The 26,475-nt window shown below is 63.0% G+C and carries 31 protein-coding genes; 10 read left to right on the forward strand and 21 right to left on the reverse strand.

The window, feature by feature from the left end:
- Positions 1-3 precede the first annotated feature (3 nt).
- The 3 genes from paoC to paoA are packed head-to-tail and all read right to left on the reverse strand — an operon-like array spanning position 4 to position 3,817.
- A complete protein-coding gene (gene paoC / locus NX775_RS14040) occupies positions 4-2,214 on the reverse strand; it encodes an aldehyde oxidoreductase molybdenum-binding subunit PaoC (protein ID WP_258836562.1) in 2,211 nt (736 codons plus the stop codon).
- Entirely contained in the window at positions 2,211-3,170 is a 960-nt protein-coding gene (locus NX775_RS14045) for an FAD binding domain-containing protein (protein ID WP_258836563.1), read from the reverse strand. Before NX775_RS14045 ends, paoC begins: the two co-directional genes overlap by 4 nt.
- The gene (gene paoA, locus NX775_RS14050; RefSeq protein ID WP_258836564.1) at positions 3,167-3,817 is read right to left on the reverse strand and encodes an aldehyde dehydrogenase iron-sulfur subunit PaoA; all 651 of its coding nucleotides are present in this window, start codon (positions 3,815-3,817) and stop codon (positions 3,167-3,169) included. The genes NX775_RS14045 and paoA overlap by 4 nt, the downstream gene beginning before the upstream one ends.
- Before the next feature lie 317 nt (positions 3,818-4,134).
- Between paoA and NX775_RS14055 the strand changes: the two genes are divergently transcribed.
- From NX775_RS14055 to NX775_RS14065, 3 genes are all read left to right on the forward strand, one after another.
- Positions 4,135-5,022 (forward strand): AraC family transcriptional regulator, encoded by an 888-nt coding sequence (locus NX775_RS14055; protein ID WP_258836565.1) that lies wholly within the window; start codon positions 4,135-4,137, stop codon positions 5,020-5,022.
- Positions 5,023-5,052: 30 nt separating this feature from the next.
- A complete protein-coding gene (locus NX775_RS14060) occupies positions 5,053-5,535 on the forward strand; it encodes a putative quinol monooxygenase (protein WP_258836566.1) in 483 nt (160 codons plus the stop codon).
- A 79-nt stretch (positions 5,536-5,614) separates the two neighbouring features.
- Positions 5,615-5,920 carry a glutaredoxin domain-containing protein gene (locus NX775_RS14065; protein WP_258836567.1) on the forward strand — a complete coding sequence of 102 codons (306 nt, stop codon included), beginning with the start codon at positions 5,615-5,617 and terminating at the stop codon, positions 5,918-5,920.
- 37 nt (positions 5,921-5,957) lie between these two features.
- Here NX775_RS14065 and NX775_RS14070 read toward each other — a convergent pair whose 3' ends face one another.
- Entirely contained in the window at positions 5,958-6,257 is a 300-nt protein-coding gene (locus tag NX775_RS14070) for a putative quinol monooxygenase (RefSeq protein WP_258836568.1), read from the reverse strand.
- A gap of 201 nt (positions 6,258-6,458) precedes the next feature.
- On the opposite strand from NX775_RS14070, the gene NX775_RS14075 reads away from it, so the two are divergent.
- Together NX775_RS14075 and NX775_RS14080 are read left to right on the forward strand one after the other, a co-directional pair.
- Positions 6,459-7,559, forward strand: coding sequence for an NADH:flavin oxidoreductase/NADH oxidase (locus tag NX775_RS14075; protein WP_258836569.1), 1,101 nt, complete (start codon positions 6,459-6,461; stop codon positions 7,557-7,559).
- A 153-nt stretch (positions 7,560-7,712) separates the two neighbouring features.
- Positions 7,713-7,889, forward strand: a complete 177-nt coding sequence (locus tag NX775_RS14080) for a hypothetical protein (RefSeq protein WP_258836570.1) — start codon at positions 7,713-7,715, stop codon at positions 7,887-7,889.
- A gap of 65 nt (positions 7,890-7,954) precedes the next feature.
- Here the strand turns inward: NX775_RS14080 and budC are convergent, their stop codons facing one another.
- The 7 genes from budC to NX775_RS14115 form a co-directional block, all read right to left on the reverse strand.
- Positions 7,955-8,716: a meso-2,3-butanediol dehydrogenase gene (budC, locus tag NX775_RS14085; protein ID WP_258836571.1), complete on the reverse strand. Its 762-nt coding sequence runs from the start codon at positions 8,714-8,716 to the stop codon at positions 7,955-7,957.
- 153 nt (positions 8,717-8,869) lie between these two features.
- Positions 8,870-9,949, reverse strand: coding sequence for an AI-2E family transporter (locus NX775_RS14090; RefSeq protein ID WP_258836572.1), 1,080 nt, complete (start codon positions 9,947-9,949; stop codon positions 8,870-8,872).
- A gap of 29 nt (positions 9,950-9,978) precedes the next feature.
- Positions 9,979-10,533: an SCO family protein gene (locus NX775_RS14095; RefSeq protein ID WP_258836768.1), complete on the reverse strand. Its 555-nt coding sequence runs from the start codon at positions 10,531-10,533 to the stop codon at positions 9,979-9,981.
- A 49-nt stretch (positions 10,534-10,582) separates the two neighbouring features.
- Entirely contained in the window at positions 10,583-11,476 is an 894-nt protein-coding gene (gene cyoE / locus NX775_RS14100) for a heme o synthase (RefSeq protein ID WP_258836573.1), read from the reverse strand.
- Positions 11,476-12,645 carry a COX15/CtaA family protein gene (locus NX775_RS14105; RefSeq protein ID WP_258836574.1) on the reverse strand — a complete coding sequence of 390 codons (1,170 nt, stop codon included), beginning with the start codon at positions 12,643-12,645 and terminating at the stop codon, positions 11,476-11,478. Before NX775_RS14105 ends, cyoE begins: the two co-directional genes overlap by 1 nt.
- Positions 12,646-12,669: 24 nt before the next feature.
- Complete coding sequence (locus NX775_RS14110) at positions 12,670-13,278, reverse strand: SCO family protein (RefSeq protein ID WP_258836575.1); 609 nt, start codon at positions 13,276-13,278, stop codon at positions 12,670-12,672.
- Complete coding sequence (locus NX775_RS14115) at positions 13,256-13,981, reverse strand: SURF1 family protein (protein ID WP_258836576.1); 726 nt, start codon at positions 13,979-13,981, stop codon at positions 13,256-13,258. The genes NX775_RS14110 and NX775_RS14115 overlap by 23 nt, the downstream gene beginning before the upstream one ends.
- A gap of 33 nt (positions 13,982-14,014) precedes the next feature.
- On the opposite strand from NX775_RS14115, the gene NX775_RS14120 reads away from it, so the two are divergent.
- Positions 14,015-14,215 (forward strand): twin transmembrane helix small protein, encoded by a 201-nt coding sequence (locus tag NX775_RS14120; protein WP_183557020.1) that lies wholly within the window; start codon positions 14,015-14,017, stop codon positions 14,213-14,215.
- A gap of 15 nt (positions 14,216-14,230) precedes the next feature.
- On the opposite strand, the gene NX775_RS14125 is transcribed toward NX775_RS14120, so the two are convergent.
- The 7 genes from NX775_RS14125 to NX775_RS14155 form a co-directional block, all read right to left on the reverse strand.
- Positions 14,231-15,106 (reverse strand): cytochrome c oxidase subunit 3, encoded by an 876-nt coding sequence (locus NX775_RS14125; RefSeq protein WP_258836577.1) that lies wholly within the window; start codon positions 15,104-15,106, stop codon positions 14,231-14,233.
- Positions 15,107-15,186: 80 nt separating this feature from the next.
- The gene (locus NX775_RS14130; RefSeq protein ID WP_183557016.1) at positions 15,187-15,396 is read right to left on the reverse strand and encodes a DUF2970 domain-containing protein; all 210 of its coding nucleotides are present in this window, start codon (positions 15,394-15,396) and stop codon (positions 15,187-15,189) included.
- Positions 15,383-15,964 (reverse strand): cytochrome c oxidase assembly protein, encoded by a 582-nt coding sequence (locus NX775_RS14135; RefSeq protein WP_183557014.1) that lies wholly within the window; start codon positions 15,962-15,964, stop codon positions 15,383-15,385. Before NX775_RS14135 ends, NX775_RS14130 begins: the two co-directional genes overlap by 14 nt.
- 1 nt (position 15,965) lies before the next feature.
- Positions 15,966-16,073, reverse strand: coding sequence for a cytochrome oxidase small assembly protein (locus tag NX775_RS14140; RefSeq protein WP_221290780.1), 108 nt, complete (start codon positions 16,071-16,073; stop codon positions 15,966-15,968).
- A gap of 10 nt (positions 16,074-16,083) precedes the next feature.
- Complete coding sequence (gene ctaD, locus NX775_RS14145; RefSeq protein WP_258836578.1) at positions 16,084-17,691, reverse strand: cytochrome c oxidase subunit I; 1,608 nt, start codon at positions 17,689-17,691, stop codon at positions 16,084-16,086.
- 39 nt (positions 17,692-17,730) lie between these two features.
- Entirely contained in the window at positions 17,731-18,924 is a 1,194-nt protein-coding gene (gene coxB / locus NX775_RS14150) for a cytochrome c oxidase subunit II (protein WP_258836579.1), read from the reverse strand.
- A 298-nt stretch (positions 18,925-19,222) separates the two neighbouring features.
- On the reverse strand, positions 19,223-20,137 hold the full coding sequence (locus NX775_RS14155; protein ID WP_183557008.1) for a methyltransferase domain-containing protein: 915 nt from the start codon (positions 20,135-20,137) through the stop codon (positions 19,223-19,225).
- A 60-nt stretch (positions 20,138-20,197) separates the two neighbouring features.
- Between NX775_RS14155 and NX775_RS14160 the strand changes: the two genes are divergently transcribed.
- Together NX775_RS14160 and trmL are read left to right on the forward strand one after the other, a co-directional pair.
- Positions 20,198-20,929 (forward strand): ComF family protein, encoded by a 732-nt coding sequence (locus NX775_RS14160; protein ID WP_258836580.1) that lies wholly within the window; start codon positions 20,198-20,200, stop codon positions 20,927-20,929.
- 24 nt (positions 20,930-20,953) lie between these two features.
- The gene (gene trmL, locus NX775_RS14165) at positions 20,954-21,424 is read left to right on the forward strand and encodes a tRNA (uridine(34)/cytosine(34)/5-carboxymethylaminomethyluridine(34)-2'-O)-methyltransferase TrmL (protein WP_258836581.1); all 471 of its coding nucleotides are present in this window, start codon (positions 20,954-20,956) and stop codon (positions 21,422-21,424) included.
- A 292-nt stretch (positions 21,425-21,716) separates the two neighbouring features.
- On the opposite strand, the gene NX775_RS14170 is transcribed toward trmL, so the two are convergent.
- Positions 21,717-22,394: a TetR/AcrR family transcriptional regulator gene (locus NX775_RS14170; protein ID WP_258836582.1), complete on the reverse strand. Its 678-nt coding sequence runs from the start codon at positions 22,392-22,394 to the stop codon at positions 21,717-21,719.
- Between the two features lie 75 nt (positions 22,395-22,469).
- On the opposite strand from NX775_RS14170, the gene NX775_RS14175 reads away from it, so the two are divergent.
- Both NX775_RS14175 and NX775_RS14180 read left to right on the forward strand, forming a co-directional pair.
- Positions 22,470-22,901, forward strand: coding sequence for a pyridoxamine 5'-phosphate oxidase family protein (locus NX775_RS14175; RefSeq protein ID WP_258836583.1), 432 nt, complete (start codon positions 22,470-22,472; stop codon positions 22,899-22,901).
- A gap of 60 nt (positions 22,902-22,961) precedes the next feature.
- Positions 22,962-24,116, forward strand: a complete 1,155-nt coding sequence (locus NX775_RS14180; protein ID WP_258836584.1) for an epoxide hydrolase family protein — start codon at positions 22,962-22,964, stop codon at positions 24,114-24,116.
- Positions 24,117-24,121: 5 nt separating this feature from the next.
- Here the strand turns inward: NX775_RS14180 and NX775_RS14185 are convergent, their stop codons facing one another.
- Together NX775_RS14185 and NX775_RS14190 are read right to left on the reverse strand one after the other, a co-directional pair.
- Complete coding sequence (locus NX775_RS14185; RefSeq protein ID WP_258836585.1) at positions 24,122-25,303, reverse strand: SGNH/GDSL hydrolase family protein; 1,182 nt, start codon at positions 25,301-25,303, stop codon at positions 24,122-24,124.
- On the reverse strand, positions 25,303-26,472 hold the full coding sequence (locus NX775_RS14190; RefSeq protein WP_258836586.1) for an aminotransferase class V-fold PLP-dependent enzyme: 1,170 nt from the start codon (positions 26,470-26,472) through the stop codon (positions 25,303-25,305). The genes NX775_RS14185 and NX775_RS14190 overlap by 1 nt, the downstream gene beginning before the upstream one ends.
- Between the last annotated feature and the right edge of the window lie 3 nt (positions 26,473-26,475).

The raw sequence follows: 26,475 nt of genomic DNA on the forward strand, positions 1-26,475 counted from the left end.
TACTTACGCCACAGGCGGCAAACCACCGAGCAGTTTGTCCAGCGTGACCGGATATTCCCTGACCCGTACGCCAGTCGCGTTGTAGACGGCGTTGGCGATCGCAGCAGCAACGCCACTGATGCCAAGTTCGCCCACGCCTTTCGCTTTGAGCGGCGCAATCGTGGGGTCTGTTTCATCAAGGAAGATTGCATCGAGGTGAGGCACATCGGCATGCACTGGCACTTCGTAACCTGCAAGATCATGGTTGACAAAAAAACCGACACGTTTGTCGACGACGAGTTCTTCCATCAAGGCGGCCCCGATACCCATTGTCATGCCACCGATCACCTGGCTACGCGCGGTCTTCGGATTGATGATGCGACCGGCCGAGCAAACGGCAAGCATGCGCCGCACGCGGATTTCGCCGGTGGCGGCATCGACGCCTACTTCCACGAAATGGGCGCCGAACGTCTGGATTGCATAACGCTTGGCCAGGTCACCGTATTCCATGACATCTTCCCCGACCAGGTCGCGCCACCTTGCGGCATGGGTCAGTGGCACGCTGCGATTGCCGGCGCGTACCAGGCCACCGGCAAACTCGGCGGTCGCAGGATCCAGTTCAAGTTGTTTTGCCACTGCTTCGCGCAATTTGACGCAGGCCGCATACACGCCTGCCGTGGAAGACGCTGCACCCCATTGCCCCCCTGAACCGGCAGACTCCGGAAAGTGCGAATCGCCCAGGCTGACGCGCACCTTGTCGATGCCGACGCCCATCATCTCTGCTGCCGTCTGGGCAATGATCGTGTAGCTGCCCGTGCCGATATCGGTCATGTCGGTTTCCACCGTGACGATGCCGCGGTGGTCGAGGCGGACCCGTGCTGCTGACTTCGTAACAGGTGCACCGCGGATGGCAGAGGCCATGCCGATGCCAACTAGCCAGCGACCGTCACGCCGGCTGCCCGGTCGTGCATTGCGTTCGCTCCAGCCAAACTGCTTCGCCCCGGTTTCCAGGCATTTGACAAGCTGTCGCGTTGAAAATGGCCGCTTCGGGTCTTCCGGATCGACCTGGGTATCATTGAGAATACGGAATGCCACGGGATCGTGACCCAGTTTCTCGGCCATCTCATCCATCGCAATTTCAAGTGCCATCATGCCGGGCGCTTCACCGGGCGCGCGCATCGCACTTCCCTCGGGCAGGTCCAGATGCGCAAGCCGCAGGCGCGTCATTCTGTGCGGGCCGGCATACAGCAGCCGGGTGGCTGCAGTGGCCGCTTCCGGCCTGCCGCCTTCGATGTTGCCAGACCAGCTTTCGTGTCCGATGGCATCGATCTTGCCGTCGCGAGACGCGCCGATCCGTACGCGCTGGATCGTGGCCGGCCGGTGGGTCACATTGTTGAACATGAGCGCGCGCTGCAGCGTTACCTTGACTGGGCGCCGCACCTTGCGCGCGGCGACGGCGGCAAGAACTGCATCCGACAGAATCGTTCCCTTGCCGCCGAACCCGCCGCCGATGTAGGGTGTAACGATGCGTACGTCCTCTTTGGCAATGCCAAGTGTTTTCGCCAGATCGCGTACGCCCCAATTGACTTGCTGGACCGAGGTCCACAGCGTCAGCTTTTTTCCCTTCCAGACTGCAATGGTCGCATGGGGTTCCATCATTGCATGTGACTGGTCCGGCGTCGTGAAATGCGCATCGAGCTTGACGGCCGCCCTGGCAAAAGCGCCTTCAAAATCCCCCACGGACGTCTCGGCCGGCGGCGAATACGGGCCTGGCTTCGGGGGCGGTGCACCATCTTTCGCAGCGGCCAGATCGAATACCCCATTGCCGCGTTGGTAGTGCACCCGCACCAGTTGGGCAGCTGACCGCGCCTGTTCGAAGGTCTGCGCGACAACAATGGCGACCGCCTGGTGGTAATGATCCACATCAGGTCCAGCCAGAGCCCGCGCCGCATAAAACTCGCCCTTGTCCAGCTTGCCTGCGTTGTCGGCGCTGATCACGGCCAGCACCCCGGGCGCCCGGCTGGCCGCCCGCGTGTCGATCGCTTCGATTGTTCCCTTTGCAATCGCGGCGCCAATGACGTAGCCGTACACGGCGTTCGGCGCCGCCTCGTGCTGTTCATAAGCATAGGTGGCGGTGCCAGTGACCTTGCGTGGACCATCTACCCGATCGGCTGGATGACCAACGACCTTCATCTGGTCGATGGGATTGGTTGTAGCGGGGGTATCGAATTTCATGACTGTGTGCTCCTTGCTTGCGCCAGCACCGACGCGAGGGTGCGCTCGGCCAGTGTCAACTTGAATGCGTTTTCAGGGGTCGTCCTGGCGCCTGCCAGGAGCTGCGCCATGCCGGCCTTGTCGCCATTGGAAATGGCGTGTTCGGCGGCCTCTACTCTCCATGGCATGTGAGCCATTCCTCCCAGTGCAATGCGTGCAGTGCCATCTGCCTGCACGATGGCGCCCACCGAGATCAACGCAAACGCATAGGATGCGCGGTCGCGTACCTTGCGGTAGATGTGCGTGCCCCCGATCGGTGGTGGCAGCGTGACGGCAGTGATCAGTTCACCGGGCTGCAGCGTGTTTTCGACATGGGGCGTGGTGCCGGGCAAACGGTAGAAATTTGCGATAGGGATCGTGCGGCTCGCGCCGCCTGCGTTGACTGTCTCGACTGTGGCATCAAGTGCGCGCATGGCCACGGCCATGTCGCCCGGATACGTTGCAATGCATGCGTCGCTGGCGCCCAGCACGGCATGCTGACGGCTGTAACCACCGATCGCGCTGCAACCGCTGCCAGGACGGCGTTTATTGCATGCCTGATTGGTATCGTAGAAATACGGGCACCGCGTCCGTTGCAGCAGATTGCCGGCTGTCGTCGCTTTGTTGCGCAGTTGCGCGGACGCACCGGCAAGCAGTGCACGGGACAGCAGCCCATAGTCGCGCCGCACTAACTGGTGGGAGGCCAACGCCGTGTTGCGTACCAGTGCGCCAATGCGCAGTCCGCCATCGGCCGTGGGTTCGATCTTGTCGAGTCCCAGTCCATTCACGTCGATCAGGTGAACCGGCGTTTCAATCTCCAGCTTCATCAAATCGAGCAGATTCGTTCCGCCTGCAATGTATTTCGCGCCAGGGTTTCGGGCAGCTGCAGATGCCGCTTCGGCTGCAGAATGGGCGCGCTCGTAAGTAAAGGCTTTCATGGCTGCCCTTTCACGACCGTTGCGCCCGCGACTTCCGTGATGGCGTCGATGATGTTCGAATAGGCGCCGCAACGGCAAATATTGCCGCTCATACGCTCCCGCAGTTCGTCTGGACTCAGCACCGGCCTGGTGGTGAGATTGGCCGTTACGTGGCTTGGAATATCTGCCTTGATTTCGTCGAGAACTGCCACGGCCGAACAGATCTGGCCTGGCGTGCAATAGCCGCACTGGAAACCGTCATGCTTGACGAAGGCTTGCTGCATGGCGTGCAGGCGTTGAGGCGTCCCCAGCCCTTCAATCGTGGTGATACTGTCGCCATCGTGCATGACAGCAAGAGTCAGGCAAGAATTGATGCGCTGTCCATTGACGAGTACGGTGCATGCCCCGCACTGCCCCTGGTCACAGCCTTTTTTCGTGCCAGTCAGGTGCAGGTGCTCACGCAGCGTATCGAGCAGCGTAGTACGTGTATCGAGTTCGATGCGGTGTGTCGTGCCGTTGACCTGGATCGCCACCGTTGCCGGCGTACCTGACCCGGTATGTTGTGCCTGCGCGTTGGCCTCGATCGGCAGCATGCTGACCGCGGCTGCGGCCGAGCCGGTGACAAGAAATTCTCGACGTGAAACTGCCAGCTGTTCTGGATGGTTCATGGGTTCGGTATCCAATTCGTTTTGAGTGTTCAATGATTGGGAGCCGTGATCGTTTCATCGACGATGCATTCAATTCCCTTGGCCAGGCAAAGTACGTTTGTACGAATATGACCAGCTTGCGGGGCGCACGATTCAAACGGTATCCTCATCCTCCTGATTTATTGCCTGATCCTCTGACGAGCGTGAATTCAGTAGGCATGGCCAGTCACTCGTCTTATCCTTGAATAAAATAAATCCAGTCAAAAATTATGAATTCGCTGGCTCAAACGCCTGTTCTCTCCCCGGATCCTTCGCCGAGCCGACGTGACGCACTCAGGATGCAGTTGGTCGACCGCGTCATACCACTGGTTGGCGCCGAGCCGAGTTTTTCGACCTCTATCCCCGGTGTGACGCTGTATCGCTATGTCGCGCCTACGGTGCCAGACTCCGTTACGTATGAGCCAAGCGTGGCTGTGGTCCTGCAGGGGAAGAAACGGGTGATGCTGGGGGCCATCCGCTTTGATTACGATGCGTCGCATTTTCTGATTACCTCGATCGACCTGCCGGTGACGAGCCAGGTTGTAGAGGCCAGCCCGAAAGCACCTTATTTGTGTATCAGGCTCAAGTTGGACATGGGCGTTGTCCGGGAGATGCTCGCAGGGGTGTCGGCAACTGTTACAGAGACGAACAATGGTGCACCGGGCATGACGACGGCGGAAACGACCGCAGAAATGCTCGATGCATTTTTGCGGCTGATTGACCTGCAAAGTGTGCCGGGTGAAATCCCTTTCATGAGCGCGTTGATTGAACGTGAGATTATTTTCCGCATTCTTCAAAGCGCCGAAGGGCAACGCCTTCGCGCGATTGCGACATTAGGCGACAACAGTCAGCAGACAGCCAAAGCGGTCGAATGGATCAGGGATCATTTCACTGAACCTCTTCGTATCGAAGAGCTTGCGCAAATCGCCTGCATGGGCGTGTCCACGCTGCATCATCATTTCCGCCTCATGACCTCGATGACGCCACTTCAGTACCAGAAGAAACTGCGTCTGCACGAAGCCCGGCGGCGCATGCTGACAGACGGCATGGATGCTGCAAGTGCAGGTTTCGTCGTGGGGTATGAGAGTGCCAGTCAGTTCAATCGCGAATACAGCCGTGCTTTCGGCAAGCCGCCGCTGCGCGATGTCCGGTCACTGCTGGCAGCCGGCGATGGCCTCGCCACCTGATCGAATCGTCTTTACTACCAAGGGGCAGAAATGACAGTCATGACCAACTCTTTTGAGCGAACTGGCGCCAATCTGCACCGGGTTTCCTTTGGAGAAATCCGAAACCTTATTGCGACTATGAGTTCGGCGCTCATGCTGACACTTTCCGGCACAGCCTGTGCCCAGGCGCCAGAAGCCATGATGGTACGCATATCCGAGATTGAAATTACTGCGGGTCAACTGGATCAGTACAAGGCAATATTGGCGGAAGAGGCAGAAGCGTCAGTGCGACTGGAGCCTGGTGTCATTGCGATTTTTCCGATGTACGAAAAAGAGAGCGATACCACATTCAGGATTCTCGAGATTTATGCAGACCGCCGGGCGTATGAGTCGCATTTAACGACGGCCCACTTCCAAAAGTACAAATCCACGACATCGCCCATGGTCAAGTCGTTGAAGTTGGTCGATATGCAGGCGATCGACGCTAAGACCATGGGCCGCATGTTTACAAAGATGAAGGTCAGTGCCGAGTGAGTCAGGTGCGATGATTTACGGATGTGGGTGCGTTCACGCACGGCGCGGCCCGTACCACACGCCTAATCTCGAATTTCCGATGTCACTGCTCGTCGCGTTGCCACAAGCAACCGAGCTATTCAAGAAAGGTTATATTCCAATGGAATCGAAACAAGCAACACTGCACCGCATGGTCACCCCGGAACATACTTGCCCATTCGGCGTCGCATCACTCGACTTGTTGCAACAGGCGGGTTACCAGGTCGAGGATCATCAATTGACGACCCGGAGCGAAGTCGATTCGTTCATGCAGGCCGAGGGTGTCGAGACGACGCCGCAGACTTATATTGACGGCAAGCGCATTGGCGGGCATGAAGAACTCACCGCTTTTTTAGGCGAGAAGTAAACGCCAGCCGCCCGGCCGGCCCCAGGCGCCTTCCGGCTTATGCCGGACCGCCGGCAACCTTCGCCAGCAGGATCACATCACTCGATTCGATCAACGCCGGTATCTGCTCTGACAGCATTCGCAGATGCGGCGTCGCAAGATGCCGGTCAAGGTCGGCCTTGCTCTGCCATTCCTCGGTGAACACGAAGCGCCGTGGATTGGCGATATCGCGGTTCACCTGGTAGCTGATGCACCCTTCCTCGCGCAGCGTCGGCTCGACAACGCTGCGTAACAGTGTTTCCAGTTTCTCTTCCAAACCGGATTTGGCAACAAAAATAGCAACGACGGGCAAGGTCATGGTGGTCCCTGAAAGTGAGCGACCGACAAGATTATCACAATGGCGCTGGCAGAAAGTTCCGCGACGGCGTACAGCACAAATCGATCGGTCCAACTGCAAAATTCTGGCCTCGCCAGCACGTTTTCCGCCTTCCTTCTATACTGGCCGACCGCCGCGGCGCAGACCGCGGCTTGACCCCTACGTTAAGAAAACGAAAAACCCATGGCAGCCTTGTTTACCCCGTTCACCCTCAAAGACGTCACGTTGCGCAACCGCATCGCGGTGCCGCCAATGTGCCAGTACACCGCCAATGACGGCTTCGTCAACGATTGGCATCAGACGCACTACGCCAGCATTGCCCGCGGCGGCGCCGGCCTGGTGATCGTCGAAGCGACCGCAGTTTCGCCCGAAGGCCGTATCACGCCGGGCTGTACCGGCCTGTGGAATGATGCACAGGTCGAAGGCATGGCCCACATCGCCGCCCGTATCAAGGCCGCAGGTTCGGTCGCCGGCATCCAGATCGGCCACGCCGGCCGCAAGGCCAGCGCCAACCGTCCGTGGGAAGGCGACGACCATATCCCGTCGGAAGATGCGTATGGGTGGGACACCATCGCACCGTCGGCGATTGCCTTCGGCAAGAACCTGCCAAAAGTGCCGAAGGAAATGACGCTGGATGACATCGCGCGCGTCAAGGCCAATTTCGTCGACGCTGCCCGCCGCGCGCTTGCTGCCGGCTTCGAATGGCTCGAACTGCACTTTGCCCACGGTTACCTGGGCCAGAGCTTCTTTTCGCCGCACTCCAACAAGCGCACCGACCAGTACGGCGGTGATTTCGCCGGCCGCAGCCGCTTTTTGCTCGAGACGCTGGAGGCCGTGCGCGAAGTCTGGCCGGCCAACCTGCCGCTCACCGCGCGCCTCGGTGTCATCGAATACGATGGCAACGATGAGCAAACCGTCAACGAGTCGATCGAACTGATTCGCATGATGCGCCAGCGCGGCCTGGACATGCTGAGTGTCAGCGTCAACTTCACGATTCCGGATGTGAATATCCCGTGGGGTCCGGCCTTCCTGGGCCCGGTGGCCAAGCGCGTGCGTGACGAAGCCGGCATCCCGGTCGCGTCGGCATGGGGCTTCGACGGCCCGCACCTGGCAGAACGCGCGGTGGCTGACGAGCAGCTGGACCTGGTCATGGTCGGCCGCGCTCACCTGGCCAATCCGCACTACCCGCTGGAAGCTGCCAAAGAGCTGGGCATCGAGCGTCCGACCTGGGTGTTGCCGGCGCCGTATGCGCACTGGCTCGAGCGTTACAGCATGCAGAAGTAAACCGTGTTTCGGCAGGCAGGGAGCATTGCCCTGGCTGCCGAACCGTTGTCCGGCAAGCGATTGGGGCGCGCGCGTTTCCTGCAGCGCCTGCCTCGCGCCACCCGCTCGAAAACCTCACTACAATCGGTTCACCGATCAGCAACGAGGACCATCATGAGCATTCATCCCGAACACGACCTCAATCCCGGCGACGATGCCGAACCCGGCACGCCAGGCACCGGCGAAGACATCTGCGATGCCTGCGCCGGCAAGGGCACACTCCCGGACGGCAACGCATGCCCGCAATGCGGCGGCAGCGGGCATGTGATTGTGGGTATTGGCGGAGGCTAAGCGCCTCGCCGGAGTCACCGCGTAGCGCAGGGCGTGCCGAACGCATGCCCCGTGCTGCCAGTGTTTTACTGCGGCGGCTGACCGTTCGACGCCATCAAGCCCGCATCCACCGGCAAGTTCACGCCAGTGATCAGGCGCGCATCGTCGCTCGCCAGGAACGCCATCGCAGCTGCAACGCCATCCGGATCTTCCGGTGCGCCCAGCGGCATGCGCTCGTTGAATTTGGCAACCAGCTCGGGCTTGCTGACCATATCCTTCGTCAACCCGGTGTCGGTAAAACTTGGATTGACCGCATTCACGCGCACCCCATCCTTGGCTGCATCCATTGCCATCGCGCGCACCATATTGCTGACCGCGCCTTTCGACGTGTTGTAGGCAAACATTTCCCAGTCACCACCCAGTCCTGAGACCGACGACGTCATGACGATCGATCCGCGGGTCTTGACGAGCTCGGGCATCGCTGCCTTGGCCATGTGATAGTAGCCGGTGACATTGACGGCCATGACGCGCGCGAAGTCTTCTTCGCTCGTTGCCATGATGTCGCCGTCCGTCGCGATGCCAGCATTGTTGATCAGGATATGCAAGCCGCCGAAGCGCTCGACGGTGGCCTTGACGGCGGCTGTCGCAGTGGCCTTGTCGGCGGTGTCGCCGACCTGCACGAGCACGCGATCCTGGGGAAGGCTGGCGGCGGCCTTGTCGAGTTTGTCGCCATCGATATCGAGCATGACGACACGGGCGCCTTCATCCAGAAAACGGCGGGCAGCCGACAGGCCGATGCCGGATGCGGCGCCGGTGACGAGGACGGTTTTATCGTTGAAACGGTTCATTGAATTCCTTTCGAGGGGGCGGCGACAGCCCGGTTGCGCACGGCAAGCGAGCCATTCATCATGCCTTGTTGGTTCACGAGTATGTGCTGCCGACGATAGCACAGCGGTTCGTGCACCCCTCTTACGGTTCCAGCAGGAAAACTCCGATCGACTCTATTCGACGATGCGTTCTTCGTCGTGCTTGACGATCGGATCTTCGGTGCCGGTCCACTCGCTCATCAGGGAGTAACCCACCGCCAGCAGCACCGGCCCGATGAACATCCCGATGAAGCCGAACGCGATCAGGCCGCCCAGCACGCCGAGCAGCGTGAGCAGGAACGGCAGGCTGCTGCCACGGCTGATCAGCATCGGGCGTACGACGTTGTCGACACCGCTGATCAAGACCGCGCCCCAGACCGTCATGAAGATCGACCAGCCCGTCTCGCCTTGCGCGAACAGCCAGAGGGCGGCGCCGCCCCAGACCAGCGGGGGGCCAAACGGAATCAGCGACGTCAGGAAGATCAGCACCGACAGCAGCGGCACGGCTGGCACGCCGGCAATGGCAAAGCCGATGGCGGCGACGATCGCCTGCGCCAGCGCGGTGCCGAGCAGGCCGTACATCACGCCGCGCACCGTCTGGCTGACGGTGGCCTGGATCGATTCGGCGCCCTCGCCCATCACCTTGCGCATCGTCACTTCAATGATCGACAACAAGCCATTGCCGTCGCGGTAAAGGAAGAAGCTCACGAACGCGGCCAGGCTCATTTGCACAACGCCGGTGCCGAGCATCAGCCCGCCCTTGACGAGCCAGTGGCGCGCCGGCTCGAGCATGCGCTGGGCCAGCGCCAGCATCTGCTCGCGGCTGGCGATGAGGTTGTTCAGATAGGTCTCAATCGACGGGCCGACCAGCGGGATGTCACGCAACCAGGTGGGCGGCGCCAGTTCGCGGTGCTCGATCAAGAGGCGCAGTTCGCCGAAACCGCGCGCGACGTCGTCGCCCAGGTTGTAGGCGACCATCGAGAGCGGAATGATGAACAGCAGCGTGAGCGAGAGCGTCATGGTCAGCGCTGCGATCGTGCGCTGGCCGTTCAGGCGGGTGAGCAGCCGCAGGTACAGCGGCCAGCTCGAGATGGCGACGGCGGCGGCGAACAGGATCGCCGGCAAAAACGGCCGCAGCACATAGAGGCAGCCCAGCGTGAGCAGGATGACCATGGCGATGCGGGTGTAGTTCCTGCCGGGTCGTTGCTGCTCCATGCTGCCTCAGGGAAATGGTATTTACGGCATCATAGCAGTTGGCGCAGGTCATGGGCGATCAGGCCCGGCCCCTGGCCATGGCGCACGAACAGGCGCAGCTGGCCCTGCTTGTCGAACACGAAACTGCCGGCCGTGTGGTCGACCGTGTAGCTGCTCGCGTCGACGCCTGGCGCCTTGGCGTAGAACACCTTGAATTCCTTGGCCACTTTCGCGGTCGCAGCGGCGTCGCCATACAGGCCGATGAAGCGCTTGTCGAACGCCGGCACATAGTGCGACAGCAGTTCCTGCGTGTCGCGTTCGGGGTCGACCGTGACGAACAGCACCTGCACTTCGTCGGCCGACGGGCCCAGTTCTTTGAGCACGGTCGCCATCTCGGCCATCGTGGTCGGGCACACGTCCGGGCACTGGGTATAGCCGAAGAACATCACGACAATCTTGCCGCGGAAGTCTTCGAGCGTGCGCACCTTGCCGGTGTGGTCGGTCAGCGTGAAGCCCTTGGCATAGTCGACGCCCGTCACGTCCGTATTGTGGAAGGCCGGGGCTTTGTCGCGCAGCTTGTCGCAGCCGGTGGCAAACAGCGCCATGGCCGAGAACGCCGCGATGGTCAGCAGTCGTTTCATCTTGAACCCAATATCAGAACTTGAAATAATGGTCGACTAATAGCGCCGCGAACAGCAACGACAGGTAGACGATCGACCAGGTGAACGTCTTGCGCGCCTGCGCATCGCTGTAGTTGCGGTGCACGCGCCACGAGTGGCGCAGGAAGACCGCATTGAGTGGCACCGCCGCCGCCAGGTAGATCAGACCGCTCATGCCGACCGCGAACGGCAGCAAGGTGGTAGCGGCCAGGCCGATCGTGTACAGCCACACCTGCAGGCCGGTGAATTTCATGCCGTGCGTGATCGGCAGCATCGGCAGGCCCGAGCGCGCATAGTCTTCGCGGCGATACATCGCCAGCACCCAGAAGTGCGGCGGGGTCCACATGAAAATGATCAGGACCAGCAGCCACGCTTCCATCGGAACCTCGTTGGCCACCGCCGCCCAGCCCAGCGCGGGCGGCATCGCGCCCGACAGGCCGCCGATGACGATGTTCTGCGACGTGTTCGGCTTGAGCAGCAGCGTGTAGATGAAGGCGTAGCCGACGAACGTGACGAAGGTCAGCCACATGGTCAGCGGATTGACGAGCGTGTACAGCACCAGCATGCCCAGGCCGCCGATGATCGACGAGAACACCACGGTCTGCGTCGTGCTCAGTTCGCCCGAGGCCGTGGCGCGGCGCGCGGTGCGCGTCATGCGCGCATCGACGCGCGCCTCGACCAGGCAATTGACAGCGAATGCGGCAGCCGCCAGCAGCCAGATACCGGCCGTGCCAGCGATCAGCGTTTGCCAGCCCGGAAAGCCGTCCGTGGCGAGAAACATCCCGATCACGGCGCAGAATACCGCCAGCTTCGTCACGCGCGGCTTGGTCAGGGTCCAATACTGCGAGAAACGGCTCTGGGGCTTGGGGATGGCTGTCTGGGTTGTCATCAATGGGTGCTTGCGGACGCGGCGAGTCCGGGCGCTGGGACAGCGCGGGCCGCGTCGAGTTGGAACTTCACCCGGTAGTTTAACATGGTCACCAGGATCACCAGCAGCGCCGCCCCGGCGTTATGCATGACGGCAATCGCCAGCGGAAAGCTGAAATACACGGTCGCGATGCCGGTGAGCAGCTGCGCCACCATGACCAATACCAGCAGGCGCGCAGTCTTGCCCAGCGCCGGCAAACGCCAGGCGCGCCACGCCGCCAGACCCAGCACCAGCACGACGGCCAGCGCGAAGGCGCGGTGCACCCAGTGGATCGCGACCAGCGCCGAGAACGGCAAATAATGCCCTTCCATCGTCTTGCCCAGCTCGCGCCACAAGTGGAAGCCATGCTCGAAGTCGAGCTCCGGCACGATCGCGCCCTGGCACAGCGGGAACGTGTCGCAGGCCATGGTTGCATAGTTAGTGCTTACCCACCCGCCCAGTGCGATCTGGACGGTGAGCACGACGGCGGCGAGCAGCGACAGCCAGCGCAGGGCGCGCAGCCGCGCCACCAGTCCCCGCACAGTGCCTCCCTTTTGCAGCGCCGCCGGCGGCTTGAGCAACGCGTCTTCGCGGCATCCCATCCAGACCAGCATCGCCAGGAGTGTCATGCCCAGCAACAGGTGGATGGTGACGATCACCGGTTGCAGCTTGAGCGTGACAGTCCAGGCGCCGAACGCGCCCTGCACCAGCACCGAGGCCAGCAAGGCGATCGGCATGGCCGGCTGGAACACGGCGTCGTGCGTGCGGCGCCATTGTTTTACCGACGTGAACAGCAGCGCCAGGATCAGCGCGCCGATGCCCATCGCCAGGTAGCGGTGGATCATCTCGATCCAGGCCTTGGCTACCGTGACCGGGCCGGTCGGCATCGCCGCTTCGGCTGCAGAAATCTGCTCGTGCGCCAGGAACGGGTTGGCTTCGCCGTAGCAGCCCGGCCAGTCCGGGCAGCCCAGGCCCGAGTCGGTCAGGCGCGTGAAGCCGCCGAACACGATCAGGTCGAACGTCAAAAACACCATCACCCAGACCAGCTTGCGGTATTTGTGGGCGTCGGACGACATCCAGACGATCGCCAGCGGCAGGCTGGCCACGAGCAGGCCCATCAGGCCGAGGTGTATGAGGGAAGACAGGTCCATGTGATTCTTTACGGGTAACGTGGTTCAGCCGATGGCCGATGCCTTGAGCAGTTTGGCGATGTCCTTGTAGACGCGGCCCGGTTCGGGCTGGAACGGGAAGCGCATCATGAGGTTGCCCAGCGGGTCGATCAGGTAGATATGGTCGCTCGGAGGGTGGCCTGCTTCGGTCGGCAGCCACTTGGCCACCGTCGCGGCCGGCGCGCGCAGCAATTCCATGCCGTCGTATTCGCGCATCATGACGGTGTCGAGCGGTTCGCTGTCGGTGATCAGCCACACGCGTTCCATGCGCTCCATATTTTTGCCCTGCATCGTGCGCCACTGGCGCATCGCGTACAGCTGGCGCATGCATTCATCGTCGCACTTGCCACCGCCCGTGCGCAGCATGACCCATTTGCCTTTCAGGTCGGCGAGCGTGCGCGGCTGGCCGTCGAGGGTGGTCGTGGCCATCTGCGGGATCGGCAGCGTGCGCGCATCGAGGATCGTGCCGTAGTTGGTGCGGTCGGTCGGCTTGACGATGTAGAAGGTAATGTACGACACGATCAGCGGCGCAGCGCAGATCAGTAGCACCAGTAGCAGCTTGAGGCGGCCGCGGCGGCGCGCAGTGTCAGGGTCAGCGAGTTGTTCTTGAGCCACGTCGAAATCCCGTCATCACATAAAAAAGAAGGGCCAGCGCCGCCAGTGCATACCACTGGAAGGCATAGCCGCGGTGTTTGTCGATCCCTGCCTCGGGCAGCGGCCAGTCGCGCGCCATCAGGTCGGCCGGCGTCGCCGGCAACGTCTGCTGCACCAGGAACGGCAGCAAGCGCAGGCCGCTTGCCTGTGCGAGCGCTTGCGGCGTCAGGTTCTGCACCGCCGCGCCCGGCGCCAGCGGCGGGCCGTCGCCCAGTTCCATCACCTTGCCGGCAGACAGGACGAGCCGTCCTTCGAGCGTGACCGGCCCGGCTGGCGTCGCAAATGTCGGCAGCTTGTCGAACTCGGCCTGGCGCGGCAACCAGCCACGCAGCACCAGCACGTGCTCGTCGGCACCCGCTATTTTAAACGGCATTGCGAGATAGAACCCGGACTGGCTCCCGCGTGGGCGGTTCGCGAGCAGGACGGGCCAGCCGGCGACGAATTCGCCGTGCACGCGCACACGGCGAAATTCAAGATCCGGGGAGGCGGCGATGGTGGGACTGAGGGTGAATGGCGGCTCGGCAGCGCGCACCAGCTGGCGCACCTGCAGGCCGGTCTTGTAGGCAGCCCGGTCCTGTTGCCAGTTACCGAGCAAGATGCCGATGAGGGCCACAATCAGTGCTGCAATCAGGGCGACGGGACGAAATCGGAAGGCGAAGCGCATTACAATGAATTCTCAACCTTTCGCGGGTCCATCATGAAAATCTTCGTTGCCATCGCCTTCGTCCTGATCCTGGCCAGCCTGGCGTCGGCCCTGTTCTTCATGATGCGCGACAAGGGGCGCACCAACCGCACCGTCAATGCGCTGGCGCTGCGGGTGGGCTTGTCGATCGTGCTGTTCCTGTGCCTGCTGGCAGCGCACCAGATGGGGTGGATTGCGCCGACCGGTTTGCGTTGATCGGGTTGTGCTTGCTTACAGCCAGTACACCACGACGTACAGCCCCAGCCACACCACATCGACGAAGTGCCAGTACCACGCGGCCCCTTCGAAGCCAAAGTGGTGTTCGGCCGTGAAGTGCCCGCGCAGCACGCGGTACAAAATTACCGACAGCATGATTGCGCCCATCGTCACGTGAAAACCGTGGAACCCGGTCAGCATGAAGAAGGTCGAACCGTAAATGCCCGACGTGAGCTTGAGGTTCAGGTCCTGGTAGGCGTGCATGTATTCATACACCTGGAAGCCCATGAACACGGCGCCCAGCAAAATGGTTGCGGCCAGCCAGAACGCCGTCTTGGTGCGGTGGCCGGCGCGCAGTGCGTGGTGCGAAATGGTCAGCGTCACGCCCGACGTTAGCAGCAGCGCCGTGTTGATGGTCGGGATCGGGAACGGCCCCATCGTGCGGAAGCCCTCGACGATGCCGGCCGGCCCCGTATTGCCCCAGTGCGCCGAAAAATCAGGCCAAAGGATCTGGTGATCGAGGTCGCCCAGCCACGGCATCGAAATTACGCGTGCATAGAACAGCGCACCAAAGAACGCGCCAAAGAACATCACTTCCGAGAAAATGAACCAGCTCATCGACCAGCGGAACGACAAATCGATGCGCTTGCCATACAGCCCTGATTCGGATTCGCCAATTGCTTCGCCGAACCAGAAGTACAGCACGACGAGCATCGCGACAATGCCCGTCAGGCACACGGGCATCGCGAACGGCAGCCCGTTGACCCAGCCCGACGCACCGGCCATCGTCACCAGCATCGACAGGCCGGCCAGCAGCGGCCAGCGCGAGGGGCCAGGAACGAAGTAATAAGGCGCGGCGGTCTGTGGCGATGCTGGTTGTGACGAACTCATCTTTATCTCCTCGGGCGATGCTGTTGATTGTTGCGTCATGCATGCTTGCTTGGATTCCCGCCTCTGCGGGAATGACGTACTTAGGCCACCGCGAAACTCACGGCCAGCATGATCAGGCCAATGAAGATCGCCACCCCGATCAGGCCAGCAACGATGACGTGGACCGGGTTCAGGCTGGCCGCATCGTTTTCGTAATCGGCGCGCTTGCGCACCCCGAAGAACGACCACAGCACGGCCTTCATGCTGGCCAGAAAACTCCCCTTGCGCTGATGGGGCTTATCCGTTTGCATCGCCCTCTTTCGGCGCGGCAGCGGCCTTGAACGCCCCGCCAATTTCAAAGAACGTGTACGACAGCGTGATGTTCTTCACTTCGCGCGGCAATTTGGGATCGATGAAGAACACCACCGGCATCTGGCGTGCTTCGTTCGGGGCCAGCGTCTGCTCGCGGAAGCAGAAGCACTCGACCTTCATGAAGTGCGGCGTGGCCGACTGCGGCGCATAGCTCGGAATCGCCTGCGCTTTCACCGCCCTGCCCTGCGTGTTGACGACCTCGTACATGACGGTGGCCAGTTCGCCCGGATGCACGTCGATGCTGCGCGTGGTCGGCCGGAACCGCCACGGGCCCTGCGAGTTCCCGTCGAGCTCGATCGTGATCGTGCGCGACTTGTCGACCTGGCTGTTGGTCGGCGCCGCGACAAACCCATCCTGCTGCGTGAGCACGTTGATGCCCAGCACTTCGCAAATCTGCCGGTACACCGGCACGAGCGCATAGCCGAAGCCGAACATCGCCACGGCCACCACCACCAGCTTGCCGAAGGTGCGGCGGTTCAGGCGCAGCAATTTGACGCCGGTGGCCATCTCAGCGCAGCAGCGTGAACTTGACGAACACGCTGATGAAGAAAAACAGCGCCAGGCCGGCCAGCCACAGCGCGGTTCTCAGGTTATTGGGTTTGCGTGGCGCGGTCATCGGATTGTCCTTACTTCACCAGCGGCGGCGTTTCAAAGGTGTGGAACGGCGCCGGGCTCGGCACGGTCCACTCCAGGCCTTCGGCGCCTTCCCACGGTTTGGCGGGCGCCTTGGCGCCGCCGCGGATCGTCGGCAGCACGACTGCGAACAGGAAGTACACCTGGCTGAAGCCGAAGCCGAACGCGCCGATCGAGACGATCATGTTGAAGTCGGTGAACTGCACCGCGTAATCGGCATAGCGGCGCGGCATGCCGGCCAGACCCAGGAAGTGCATCGGGAAGAACGTGACGTTGAACGTGATCAGCGACAGCCAGAAGTGCATCTTGCCGCGCGCTTCCGGGTACATATGCCCGGTCCACTTTGGCGCCCAGTAATAGAAGCCCGCGAACAGCGCGAACAGCGAGCCGGCCACCAGCACGTAGTGGAAGTGGGCCACGACGTAATAGGTGTCGTGCACCTGGATGTCGATTGGGGTCACCGCCAGGATCAGGCCGGTGAAGCCGCCGATGGTGAACACGAAAATGAAGCCGACCGCGAACAGCATCGGCGTCTCGAACGTCATCGAGCCCTTCCACATCGTGGCGACCCAGTTGAAAATCTTCACGCCGGTGGGCACGGCAATGAGCATCGTGGCGTACATGAAGAACAGCTGCGACGTCACCGGCATGCCGGTCGTAAACATGTGGTGCGCCCAGACGACGAACGACAGGATCGCGATCGAGGCCGTCGCGTAGACCATCGAGGCGTAGCCGAACAGCGGCTTGCGGGCAAACGCCGGAATGATCTGCGAAACGATGCCGAACGCCGGCAGGATCATGATGTAGACCTCGGGGTGGCCGAAGAACCAGAAGATGTGCTGGTACATCACCGGGTCGCCCCCGCCGGCGGCGTTGAAGAACGAGGTGCCGAAGTGGCGGTCGGTCAGCGTCATCGTGATCGCGCCGGCCAGCACCGGCATCACGGCGATGAGCAGGTAGGCGGTGATCAGCCAGGTCCAGCAGAACATCGGCATCTTCATCAGCGTCATGCCGGGCGCGCGCATGTTCAGGATGGTGACGATGATGTTGATCGAGCCCATGATCGACGAGGCGCCCATGATGTGCATCGCGAAGATCGCCATGTCCATGCCCAGGCCCATCTGCGTCGACAGCGGCGCGTACAGCGTCCAGCCGGCGGCAGTGGCCCCGCCCGGCACCAGGAACGACGTGGCCAGCAGGATCGCGGCCGGTGGCAGCAGCCAGAACGAGAAGTTGTTCATGCGCGCAAACGCCATGTCAGACGCGCCGACCTGCAGCGGCAGCATCCAGTTGGCAAAGCCGACGAAGGCCGGCATGATCGCGCCGAACACCATGATCAGCCCGTGCATGGTCGTGAGCTGGTTGAAGAATTCAGGGCGTACGAACTGCAGGCCCGGCTGGAACAGCTCGGCCCGGATCATCAGCGCCAGCACACCGCCCGAGAGCAGCATGATGAACGAGAACCACAGGTACAGGCTGCCGATGTCCTTGTGGTTGGTGGCGTACACCCAGCGGCGCCAGCCGTGCGGATGGTCGTGGTGTTCGTCGTGTGCGTGCTCATTGCCGTGACCCGGTGCGTGGTCGATCGTCGTGGTGCTCATGGCGTTACCCCTGCTCGTTACGTGCGTTGGTGGCGGACATTATTTGCGGGCGGCCAGGACTTCGGCCGGCTGGACGATATTTTCCGCAGCCTTGTTCGACCAGGAATTGCGGGTATAGGTGATCACGGCGGCGATCTCGGTGTCGGACAATTGCGGCCAGGCCGGCATTGCGGTCGGGAACTTGCCGCTCTTCTGGCCGTGCAGCAGGATGTCGATCTGGTGCGCCTTGCTGCCCAGCACATTTGGCGAGCCGTCCAGCGCCGCGAACGCGGCCGGGATGCCCTTGCCATTGACCTGGTGGCAGGCCACGCAGTTGGCGGTGTAGACCGCTTCGCCACGGGTTTTGAGTTCGTCGATGGTCCAGACCTTGGTCGGATCGTCGGCCAGCGCCGCCATCTCTTTTTTCTTGCCCGCGACCCAAGCCGTGTAGTCGGCATCGGACACGACGCGCACGACGATCGGCATGAACGCGTGGTCCTTGCCGCACAGCTCGACGCAGTTGCCACGGTACACGCCGATCTGTTCGGCCTTGAACCAGCCGTCGCGCACGAAACCAGGAATCGCATCCTGCTTGATGGCAAAGGCCGGCACGGTCCAGGCGTGGATCACGTCGTTGGCCGTGAACACCATGCGGATCTTCTTGTTGACCGGCACGACCATCTCGTTATCGACTTCGAGCAGGTAGTTGGCGGTGCGCGCTTCGGTCGGCGCCACGCCGGGCTCACCGATCTGCGAGCGCGGCGTGGACAGGTTCGACAGGAACGAGATGCCTTCGCCCTCGCCTTTCAGGTAGTCGTAGCCCCATTTCCACTGCATGCCGGTGGCCTTGATGGTCAGGTCGGCATTGGACGTGTCTTTCAGTGCGACGACGGTCTTGGTGGCCGGCAGCGCCATGCCGATGACAATCAGGAACGGCACGATCGTCCAGGCGATTTCGACGGCGGTGGATTCGTGGAAGGTGGCCGGCTTGTGGCCCAGGGATTTGCGGTGCTTGAACACCGAGTAGAACATGACGCCGAACACGGCGATGAAGATCACCAGGCAGACGATCATCATCCAGATGTGCAAGCCGTAGATGTCGGCGCCGACGGCGGTGACCGGGGCCTGCATATTGAGCTGATGCTCCTGAGGCCGGCCCGTCAGTTGCTGCGCCCAAGCCGGCACGGAGCCAGCGGCGGCGCCGAGTACGGCACAGCCGTACAGCACGGCCCGAAGTCGCGTTGCATATGTCATGTATGTCCCCAACCACCCAAAAAATAAGAATTATTTTTAAACGGTCAGCCATTCCACGAACGAACGACGCCGCTCCGTGCTGGCCGCAGAACACCGATGCCGTGCCGGGGCATCTCTGCGGCTGCTGCAATTCTTTTTCTGTTTCTGTTTTGATTCTGTTTCACGGCTTGCGATGCCGCTTTTTCAAGCGATTCTATCGGCTAGACGTGAAAAATAGCAATTGATTATATCTAAAGCACTAATTTTTATTCAAGGAATATCGGGGGCCCCGCCAATCTGCCCGTGCACGGCGACGACGTTACGGCTTGCGTGGCTGGAAGCGGACGATCGATTCACCAGCTGCCGTCTGGCGCGGCGCCGGGCGAAACGCGTGGCCGTAGATCACTTCGAAGGTCAGGCCCAGCTTGCCGTCGGGGAGGCGCTGCGCTTCGAGCGCAGCGAGCACACGCTGCCAGGCCGCACGGCCGATCAAGCCGCGCCGGCGCGATTCGAGCGGATTGCCGCCCAGCGCGCGCACGTCGCGCAGCAGCGCCTGCGGCGTATCGTAGGTGACCGTGATGCGCTCCATGTCCATGACCGGTGTCGAAAAGCCCGCCTCGACCAGCTGATCGCCGAAATCGTGCATGTCGACAAATGGCAACGTGTGCGGATAAGCATCCAGCGCCGCAAATGCCGTGCGCAGTTCGGTGAACGTGTCGGGGCCGAAGCTGGAAAACATGAGCAAACCCTCGACACGCAGCACGCGGCGCCATTCGGCAAATACGCGGTCGGGCAGCGGATGCCAGTGCAACGCCAGGTTCGACCACAGCAAATCGACCGAGTTCGGGCCGAGCGGCAGGTTGCCGTAGTCACCGCACAGGATGTCGACGCCCGCCTTGGCCGGCATCAGCCGGCTCAATAACTGATTGAGCGAACCCGAGGCGCCCGGCTTTTTCGCCGCGCGCGCCATGGCGCCGGCGCCATCCAGGCCGACGATCTGCGCCGAGGGATACGTCTTTTGCAGCAGGGCCAGGTCGCCCCCGGGACCGCAGCCGGCGTCGAGCACCTGCTTGGGGATGATCTTCACCAGGGCCAGGCGCTCATGCATGCGCGCGGCGATTTCGCGGCGCAGGAAATCCGACGACGCAATGCGTTCGGGCCGCGCGAACAGGTTGCGCACACGTGACAAGTCAATGGGCGCGCTCAGCTTGGACGGGGATTGAGGAGATGCCATGGGATCGGATGCGTGATGAGATAATGTGGGCAGTTTAACCGTTTGTGGGACGCCGAGCCGATGCCGGACCTTCGCCCGCTGCCGATGCGCCTCGTGCACGCGCTGCTGGACGCGTTCTTGCCCTCGTGCTGCGCACTGTGCGGCGGGCAGGCGCGGGCGGCAGTGTGCGCCGATTGCGAGCAGGCGTATGTGGCGCCGACGCCGCGCTGTCCTTGCTGCGCCAACCCGACCGGCGCGCTGGACAGCACACGGCATTGTGGCGCCTGCCTGGCGCAGGCGCCGCCCTTCGACGCCACCTGGGCAGCCTGCGACTACGCGGCGCCGCTCGATAGCCTGGTGCTGCAGCTGAAATTTGGCGCGCAACTGGCGCTGGCGCCGTGGATGGCGCGCGTGCTGCATGGGGCCATTGCGTCCGAGGCACGGGCATTGCCCGACGTGCTGTGTCCGGTGCCGCTGGGCCCGGCACGCCTGATCGAGCGCGGCTACAACCAGGCGCTCGAAGTGGCGCGACCGCTGGCCCGCGCGCTGGGCGTGCCGGTCGTCCCGCAACTGCTGCACCGGCTGCGCGAGACAGCGCCACAATCGGGCGCCGCACCCGGCGACCGGCGCAGGAACGTACGGGGCGCGTTTGGCGTGGCCAGCACATTCGACGTACATGGCCGGCATGTGGGCGTGGTCGACGATGTCATGTCGAGCGGCCACACACTGGCAGAAATTGCCGCCATATTGAAAGGGGCGGGCGCCGCGCGCGTGACGAACGTCGTCTTCGCGCGCACCCCGCCGCATGGATAAGCCTCATCATCAAGGAGAAGCACGTTGTTCCACGTCGTCCTGGTCGAACCAGAAATCCCGCCGAATACCGGCAATGTGATCCGCCTGTGCGCCAACACCGGCGTGCAACTGCACCTGATCGAGCCGCTCGGCTTTCCGCTGGACGACGCCAAGATGCGCCGCGCCGGCCTCGATTACCACGACTACGCGACGATGAAGGTGCACAAGGACTGGGCCGCGTTCCTGGCGGACACCCAGCCCGATCCGGCGCGCATGTTCGCACTGACCACGCACGGCTCGGCGCCCTTCGCCGACGCCCACTTCCAGCCGGGCGACGTGTTCGTGTTCGGCCCGGAATCGCGCGGCCTGCCCCCTGCCCTGCGCGAGACCTTCCCACCCGCCCAGCGCATCCGCCTGCCGATGCGCCCCGATAACCGCAGCCTGAACCTGTCGAACACGGTGGCAGTCGTCGTCTACGAAGCCTGGCGCCAGAACGGCTACGCCGGCGGCGCCTGAACCGGCGCTACAACTCATACAGCCGTCGTGTCAAAAGCCGGGGTCAGGTCTGACATTCGGACACGGCCTCGACTGCTGGGAGTTATACATACAGAAGCCGGGGTCAGGTCTGACATTCGGACACGGCCTCGGCTGCTGGGCGGGGTACGGTTGCTGGATCAAAGTAGAGCTTGTGTCCGAATGTCAGACCTGACCCCGGCTTGTAACCCCGGATTGCGGTAGAGCTTGTGTCCGAATGTCAGACCTGACCCCGGCTTGTTATACATGCCTGTGCGCCAGACAACGGTGCCACTCACCCGAAGGCGTCGAGCAGCCCGGCGCCGGCCAGCAGGTCGATGGCTTCATCGACCCGGCGCGGCGCGGCGGCGTCGAGTTGATCGCGGTCGGCGCCAACCAGGGCGCGCATCTGCTGCGGTACGATTACCAGGTCGATGAAACGCTGCGCGATGGCCGTGGCCGCTGCGATGCCGTCAGACGAAGGCGCTGGTCCGGCCAGCGCGTCGACAATGCTCGCTACGCCGCTGTCGCGCCCAGCCTGATCCACCAGTCGCGACAATTCGGGCAGCCGGGGCGCCGTTGTCAAACTTACCCGCAGCAGCGCCACCGATTTTTCCGTGAGCGCCTGCTGCAGCAGATGCAGTCCCACTGCGCGCAGGCGCTCCTGCAGCGGCATGGCTGACGGCAGGTCGGGCGCAGGCGGCGCCGCGCGCTCGAGAGCACGGTGCACGACTGCGCTGAACAGCGCATCTTTGTTGGCGTAGCGCGCATACAGGGTCGCCTTGCCGGCGCCCGCCATGGCGACGACCTGGTCGCAACTCGTCGCATCGAAGCCCGACCGCAGGAACAGCGTCGTTGCTGCATCGAGGATGCGGCGGTCCACTTCGCCCGCATGCTCAGCAGACGGCCGGCCACCCCGCTTGCGCGTGGTTGGTGTTGGCTCCAGCTCCGGCAGGTTTGATGTCACGCGCATGGCAAAATAGTCATCATAATAAACTGAACTGAATGGTATAGTTCAGTTTCTGGACTCTCAATCAAAGGTGAAGCGATGGACATGCGTTTGAAATTTCTATCTGACAATATGAAGGCCATTGATTTTGGCATGCTCTCGACCCGCACCGAAGGCGGCGCCTTCGCCAGCCGGCCCATGAGCAACAACGGCGAGGTCGATTATGACGGGGACAGCTACTTTTTCACTTATGACCAGGCCCGTACCGTGGCTGACATCGAGGGCGACGCAGCGGTTGGCCTGACCTTTACCGGTGCCCCCGGACCCCATGGGCAGCCACCGCTGTTCATCGCGGTACAAGGCAATGCGGAACTGATTCGCGACAAGGCCATGTTCGCAGCGCACTGGACGGCCGGGCTCGACCACTGGTTCGAGCAAGGCGTCGACACACCGGGATTGGTCATGATACGCGTTCGCGCCGCCCGAATCCACTACTGGAATGGCGCCGACCAAGGCGAGATCGTTCTGTAAAACCCGAACACGCACGGGTCACGCTGGCCCGTGCCCCATCACCGACTTGACAGGCCCGCCATGCACACTGCAATCGACGCATTTCCTATCCATATTCCAGACGCCGACCTGACCGCCCTCGCCGACCGCCTGGCGCGCACGCGCTGGCCCGATGCCGAGACCGTGAACGACACCTCGCAGGGCCCGCAACTGGCCCGCATCCGCGCACTGGTGGAACGCTGGCAGGACGGTTACGACTGGCGCAGCACGGAAGCCGCACTCAACCAATGGGGCAGCAGCCGTACCGTCATCGATGGGCTGGGCATTCACTTCCTGCATATCCGCTCATCGGAACCGAACGCGACGCCACTGCTGCTGACGCATGGCTGGCCGGGCTCCGTGCTGGAATTTCGCGAGCTGATCGGTCCGCTGACGCAGCCACAGGCGCATGGCGGCCTCGCATCCGATGCATTCCATCTGGTGATTCCAGCTTTGCCTGGCTTCGGCTTTTCCGACAAGCCGACTGAACCGGGCTGGGGCGTGGGGCGCACGGCGCAGGCCTTCGCGGAACTGATGCGCCGCCTCGGCTATGGCGAACGCTGGGTGGCGCAAGGCGGCGACTGGGGCGCGGCCGTCACGAGCGCCCTGGCGCACATGCGCGTGCCGGGCCTGGCGGGCATCCACCTGAACATGGTGATGTTCCATCCAACCGAGCAGGAAATCGCCGACGCGACGCCAGAAGAGCAACAGATGCTGGACGACGCCGCCCGCTACGAGAAAGAATATTCTGGCTACATGAAGCTGCAGTGCACGCGCCCGCAATCGGTCGCGTTCGCGCTGGCGGATTCGCCGGTGGGCCTGGCCAGCTGGCTGTACGCGCTGTTCCAGGACGTGTCCGATACCGAAGGCAAGCCGGAGCGCACGATCGCACCGGACCGCCTGATCGACGACGTGATGATGTACTGGCTGACCAATACCGGACCCAGCTCGGCGCGGTTTTACTGGGAAGGCGCGCGCGAGATGGCGCGCGGCATGCCCACCGCCCCGCTGCCCCTGCCTGCTGGCATCAGCATGTTTCCAGGCGAGCAGATGCGGCTGTCGGAGCGCTGGGCCGCATCGCGCTTTGCCGACCTGCGCTTCTTTGGCGAAGCCGAGCGCGGCGGCCACTTCGCAGCAATGGAAAACCCTGCCGTACTTGTCGAGCATCTGCGCGCGACATTCCGCACGATGCGCTGATCAAATCAGCCCCGAAAGCCGAACACGCCATCGGCAAACACCTGCGCATGAAACCGTTCGCCGATCAGCCGGTGCGTGGCGGCGTCCGGATGCAGCGCATCGGGCAGTGGCAGGTGCGCGTTGTCGTCGGCACCATACAGCGCGCTGCCATCGAGGTAATGGATGTGCGCATCGGTCGCTGCCCGATGCGCGACGATTCTTTGCAACTGCTCGCGGATCACACCCAGCGTCAGCTTGCCCTGGCGCCGCTCGGCATCATTGCCCATCGCCCGGAACAGCAGCCTGCCCTGTTCCATGGCCTTGCCATCGAACATGGTCGGCCCCGGCGTCGTTTCGTGGATCGGACACCAGGTCGGCGAGATCACCAGCAGCGGCGTGTTCCGGTGCCGCCCTTCGCGGATCGTGTCAAGAAACCCGTGCACGGCCGGCCCGAACGCGCGCACGCGCATCAGGTCGGTGTTGACGAGATTGATGCCCAGCTTCAGGCTGATCAGGTCCGCCGGCAGGTCGCGGATCGTGCGCGCCGTGAACGGATCCAGCAAGGCATTGCCGCCGAACCCAAGATTGAACAGGTCGACACCGGCCAGACCGGCAGCCACGGCAGGCCAGATGCCGGTCGGATGGGTCGCATTCGAGCCCTGGCTGATCGAACTGCCGTGGTGGAGCCAGCGGCGCTGGCCGCCTGCCAACAGCGGCGACACCGGCGCATCCGTGCGCAAGCTCACCAGCTCGGTGGTCTCGTCATGCGGCAGCCAGAGTTCAATGGTCTTGTCGCCCGCCGGCAGGTCGGCAAAGCGCAGCCAGTGCGGCTCGCCCGGATGTACCCGCGTTGCGCCGCTGATCATGTCGATCTCAAGGAGCTTGCCACCCGGCGCGCTCGCCTGGGCAAGCAGCTTCCCATCAACCACCAGATCATAGATACCGTCGGGTCGCGGCGCCATCTTGCCGTAGCGGCGCTTGGTCGGCAGCACCAGCACCTCGACGACACGGGCCGTCGTCCGGAACGCCAGCCGCACGCCGGATGGCTGTGCTGCGGCCAACGCCAGTTGCACATCCAGGTGCTGCGCGAGCGCCCAGGCCGGCAAACGCTGCGGCAGCAGGCCGGCGTCGGTGCGTTCGAGCTCGACCGCGCCATGGATCAAGTCTGCGGGAATCGGCGACAGCGTGTACATGGACGTGCCCGTCATCAGGCACCCGCCGCTTCGCGGGTCAGCACCGTCAAGCCCTCCACCAGGCGATCGAGTTCTTCCACCGTGGTCGTCAGCGCCACCGTGGCACGCACGAGGCTGGCGTCGCCCACCGCCCGCTCCACCGTGAACACGCCGAAGCGCTCCAGCAGCGCCGCCTGCACGTCACGCGCGCGCATGCCGTCGATCGTGAACGCCGCCAGCGCCGTGTCGCCCACCAGCGGGCTCATCAACTGCAGGCCCGGCAGGTCCGCCACGCGCTGCACCCAGTAATTTCTCAGCCACGCCAGCCGCGCGCCTTTGGCTGCCGAGCCGCCCAGCTGCGCATGCACGTCGAGCGCCACCGGCGCCGCCATGATCGCGCTCATCGGCGGCATGCCCGCGTGCAGGCGCCCCCGGATATCGTCCGCCGGATAATCGCGGTCGCCGAAATGCGGCTCGATGCGGTCCAGACGTGAAGACCGGATGTACGCGAAGCCCAGCCCCGGCGGCGCGCCGATCCACTTGTGCAAGTTGAAGCCGGCAAAGTCGATGCCCATGGCCTGCACGTCGATGTCCAGCTGGCCCAGCGCATGGGCGCTGTCGACCAGCACGTCGACGCCGCGCGCCCGCGCCAGTGCAGCGATCTCGCGCACCGGCACCGACTGGCCATTGGCCGGAAATACTTGCGAGAGCAAAAGCAGCTTCAGGCCCGGCGTATCGCGGATCGCCGTCGCATATTGCTCCAGCAGCGCGTCACCGGACAACGGCAGGCTCAAGTGAAGTTCGGTCGGCACCACGCCGCGCCGCCCTTCCAGCCACGCCATCGCATAGCGCATCGCCGGATAATCGAGGTTGCTCCACAGGACGCCGTCGCCCGGCGCCAGCCGGTGGTACTGGCCGATCAGCACCTGCATCGATTCGCTCGCGCTGCGCGTGAGCAGGATCTCATGCGGTTCGGCGTTGATCAGCCTGGCCAGGCGCGCGCACAGCACCCCGCCATGCTCGAGGGCCTGCCTGCTACGCAGGAACGGGCTCAGATGGCGATTCAGATAGTCGACCGATTCGACCAGCGCCGCCTGCACCGGCTGCGCCATCGCGCCAAAGTAACCGTGCTCGAGATTGACGATGTCGTCGGACGCCGCCGGATACAGGCCGGCCAAAGCCGGCATCACAGGGAGCTTGGCCATGCC

Source organism: Massilia aurea (assembly GCF_024753205.1).
GTDB lineage: Bacteria > Pseudomonadota > Gammaproteobacteria > Burkholderiales > Burkholderiaceae_D > Telluria > Telluria aurea.

Bases quoted from the DNA above. Each gene is read 5' to 3' on its own strand.
- NX775_RS14170 (WP_258836582.1), bottom strand. From the start codon at position 22,394: ATGCGCGTGACATCAAACCTGCCGGAGCTGGAGCCAACACCAACCACG.
- NX775_RS14075 (WP_258836569.1), top strand. From the start codon at position 6,459: ATGGCAGCCTTGTTTACCCCGTTCACCCTCAAAGACGTCACGTTGCGC.
- NX775_RS14155 (WP_183557008.1), bottom strand. From the start codon at position 20,137: ATGGCATCTCCTCAATCCCCGTCCAAGCTGAGCGCGCCCATTGACTTG.
- coxB (WP_258836579.1), bottom strand. From the start codon at position 18,924: ATGACATATGCAACGCGACTTCGGGCCGTGCTGTACGGCTGTGCCGTA.
- NX775_RS14070 (WP_258836568.1), bottom strand. From the start codon at position 6,257: ATGACCTTGCCCGTCGTTGCTATTTTTGTTGCCAAATCCGGTTTGGAA.
- NX775_RS14185 (WP_258836585.1), bottom strand. From the start codon at position 25,303: ATGACGGGCACGTCCATGTACACGCTGTCGCCGATTCCCGCAGACTTG.
- NX775_RS14175 (WP_258836583.1), top strand. From the start codon at position 22,470: ATGGACATGCGTTTGAAATTTCTATCTGACAATATGAAGGCCATTGAT.
- NX775_RS14130 (WP_183557016.1), bottom strand. From the start codon at position 15,396: ATGCAAACGGATAAGCCCCATCAGCGCAAGGGGAGTTTTCTGGCCAGC.
- NX775_RS14115 (WP_258836576.1), bottom strand. From the start codon at position 13,981: ATGCGCTTCGCCTTCCGATTTCGTCCCGTCGCCCTGATTGCAGCACTG.
- NX775_RS14160 (WP_258836580.1), top strand. From the start codon at position 20,198: ATGCCGGACCTTCGCCCGCTGCCGATGCGCCTCGTGCACGCGCTGCTG.
- NX775_RS14090 (WP_258836572.1), bottom strand. From the start codon at position 9,949: ATGGAGCAGCAACGACCCGGCAGGAACTACACCCGCATCGCCATGGTC.
- NX775_RS14060 (WP_258836566.1), top strand. From the start codon at position 5,053: ATGACAGTCATGACCAACTCTTTTGAGCGAACTGGCGCCAATCTGCAC.
- NX775_RS14180 (WP_258836584.1), top strand. From the start codon at position 22,962: ATGCACACTGCAATCGACGCATTTCCTATCCATATTCCAGACGCCGAC.
- NX775_RS14190 (WP_258836586.1), bottom strand. From the start codon at position 26,472: ATGGCCAAGCTCCCTGTGATGCCGGCTTTGGCCGGCCTGTATCCGGCG.
- paoA (WP_258836564.1), bottom strand. From the start codon at position 3,817: ATGAACCATCCAGAACAGCTGGCAGTTTCACGTCGAGAATTTCTTGTC.
- NX775_RS14105 (WP_258836574.1), bottom strand. From the start codon at position 12,645: ATGGACCTGTCTTCCCTCATACACCTCGGCCTGATGGGCCTGCTCGTG.
- ctaD (WP_258836578.1), bottom strand. From the start codon at position 17,691: ATGAGCACCACGACGATCGACCACGCACCGGGTCACGGCAATGAGCAC.
- NX775_RS14125 (WP_258836577.1), bottom strand. From the start codon at position 15,106: ATGAGTTCGTCACAACCAGCATCGCCACAGACCGCCGCGCCTTATTAC.
- NX775_RS14055 (WP_258836565.1), top strand. From the start codon at position 4,135: ATGCAGTTGGTCGACCGCGTCATACCACTGGTTGGCGCCGAGCCGAGT.
- NX775_RS14140 (WP_221290780.1), bottom strand. From the start codon at position 16,073: ATGACCGCGCCACGCAAACCCAATAACCTGAGAACCGCGCTGTGGCTG.
- budC (WP_258836571.1), bottom strand. From the start codon at position 8,716: ATGAACCGTTTCAACGATAAAACCGTCCTCGTCACCGGCGCCGCATCC.
- NX775_RS14135 (WP_183557014.1), bottom strand. From the start codon at position 15,964: ATGGCCACCGGCGTCAAATTGCTGCGCCTGAACCGCCGCACCTTCGGC.
- NX775_RS14080 (WP_258836570.1), top strand. From the start codon at position 7,713: ATGAGCATTCATCCCGAACACGACCTCAATCCCGGCGACGATGCCGAA.
- cyoE (WP_258836573.1), bottom strand. From the start codon at position 11,476: ATGACAACCCAGACAGCCATCCCCAAGCCCCAGAGCCGTTTCTCGCAG.
- NX775_RS14095 (WP_258836768.1), bottom strand. From the start codon at position 10,533: ATGGCGCTGTTTGCCACCGGCTGCGACAAGCTGCGCGACAAAGCCCCG.
- NX775_RS14065 (WP_258836567.1), top strand. From the start codon at position 5,615: ATGTCACTGCTCGTCGCGTTGCCACAAGCAACCGAGCTATTCAAGAAA.
- paoC (WP_258836562.1), bottom strand. From the start codon at position 2,214: ATGAAATTCGATACCCCCGCTACAACCAATCCCATCGACCAGATGAAG.
- NX775_RS14045 (WP_258836563.1), bottom strand. From the start codon at position 3,170: ATGAAAGCCTTTACTTACGAGCGCGCCCATTCTGCAGCCGAAGCGGCA.
- NX775_RS14120 (WP_183557020.1), top strand. From the start codon at position 14,015: ATGAAAATCTTCGTTGCCATCGCCTTCGTCCTGATCCTGGCCAGCCTG.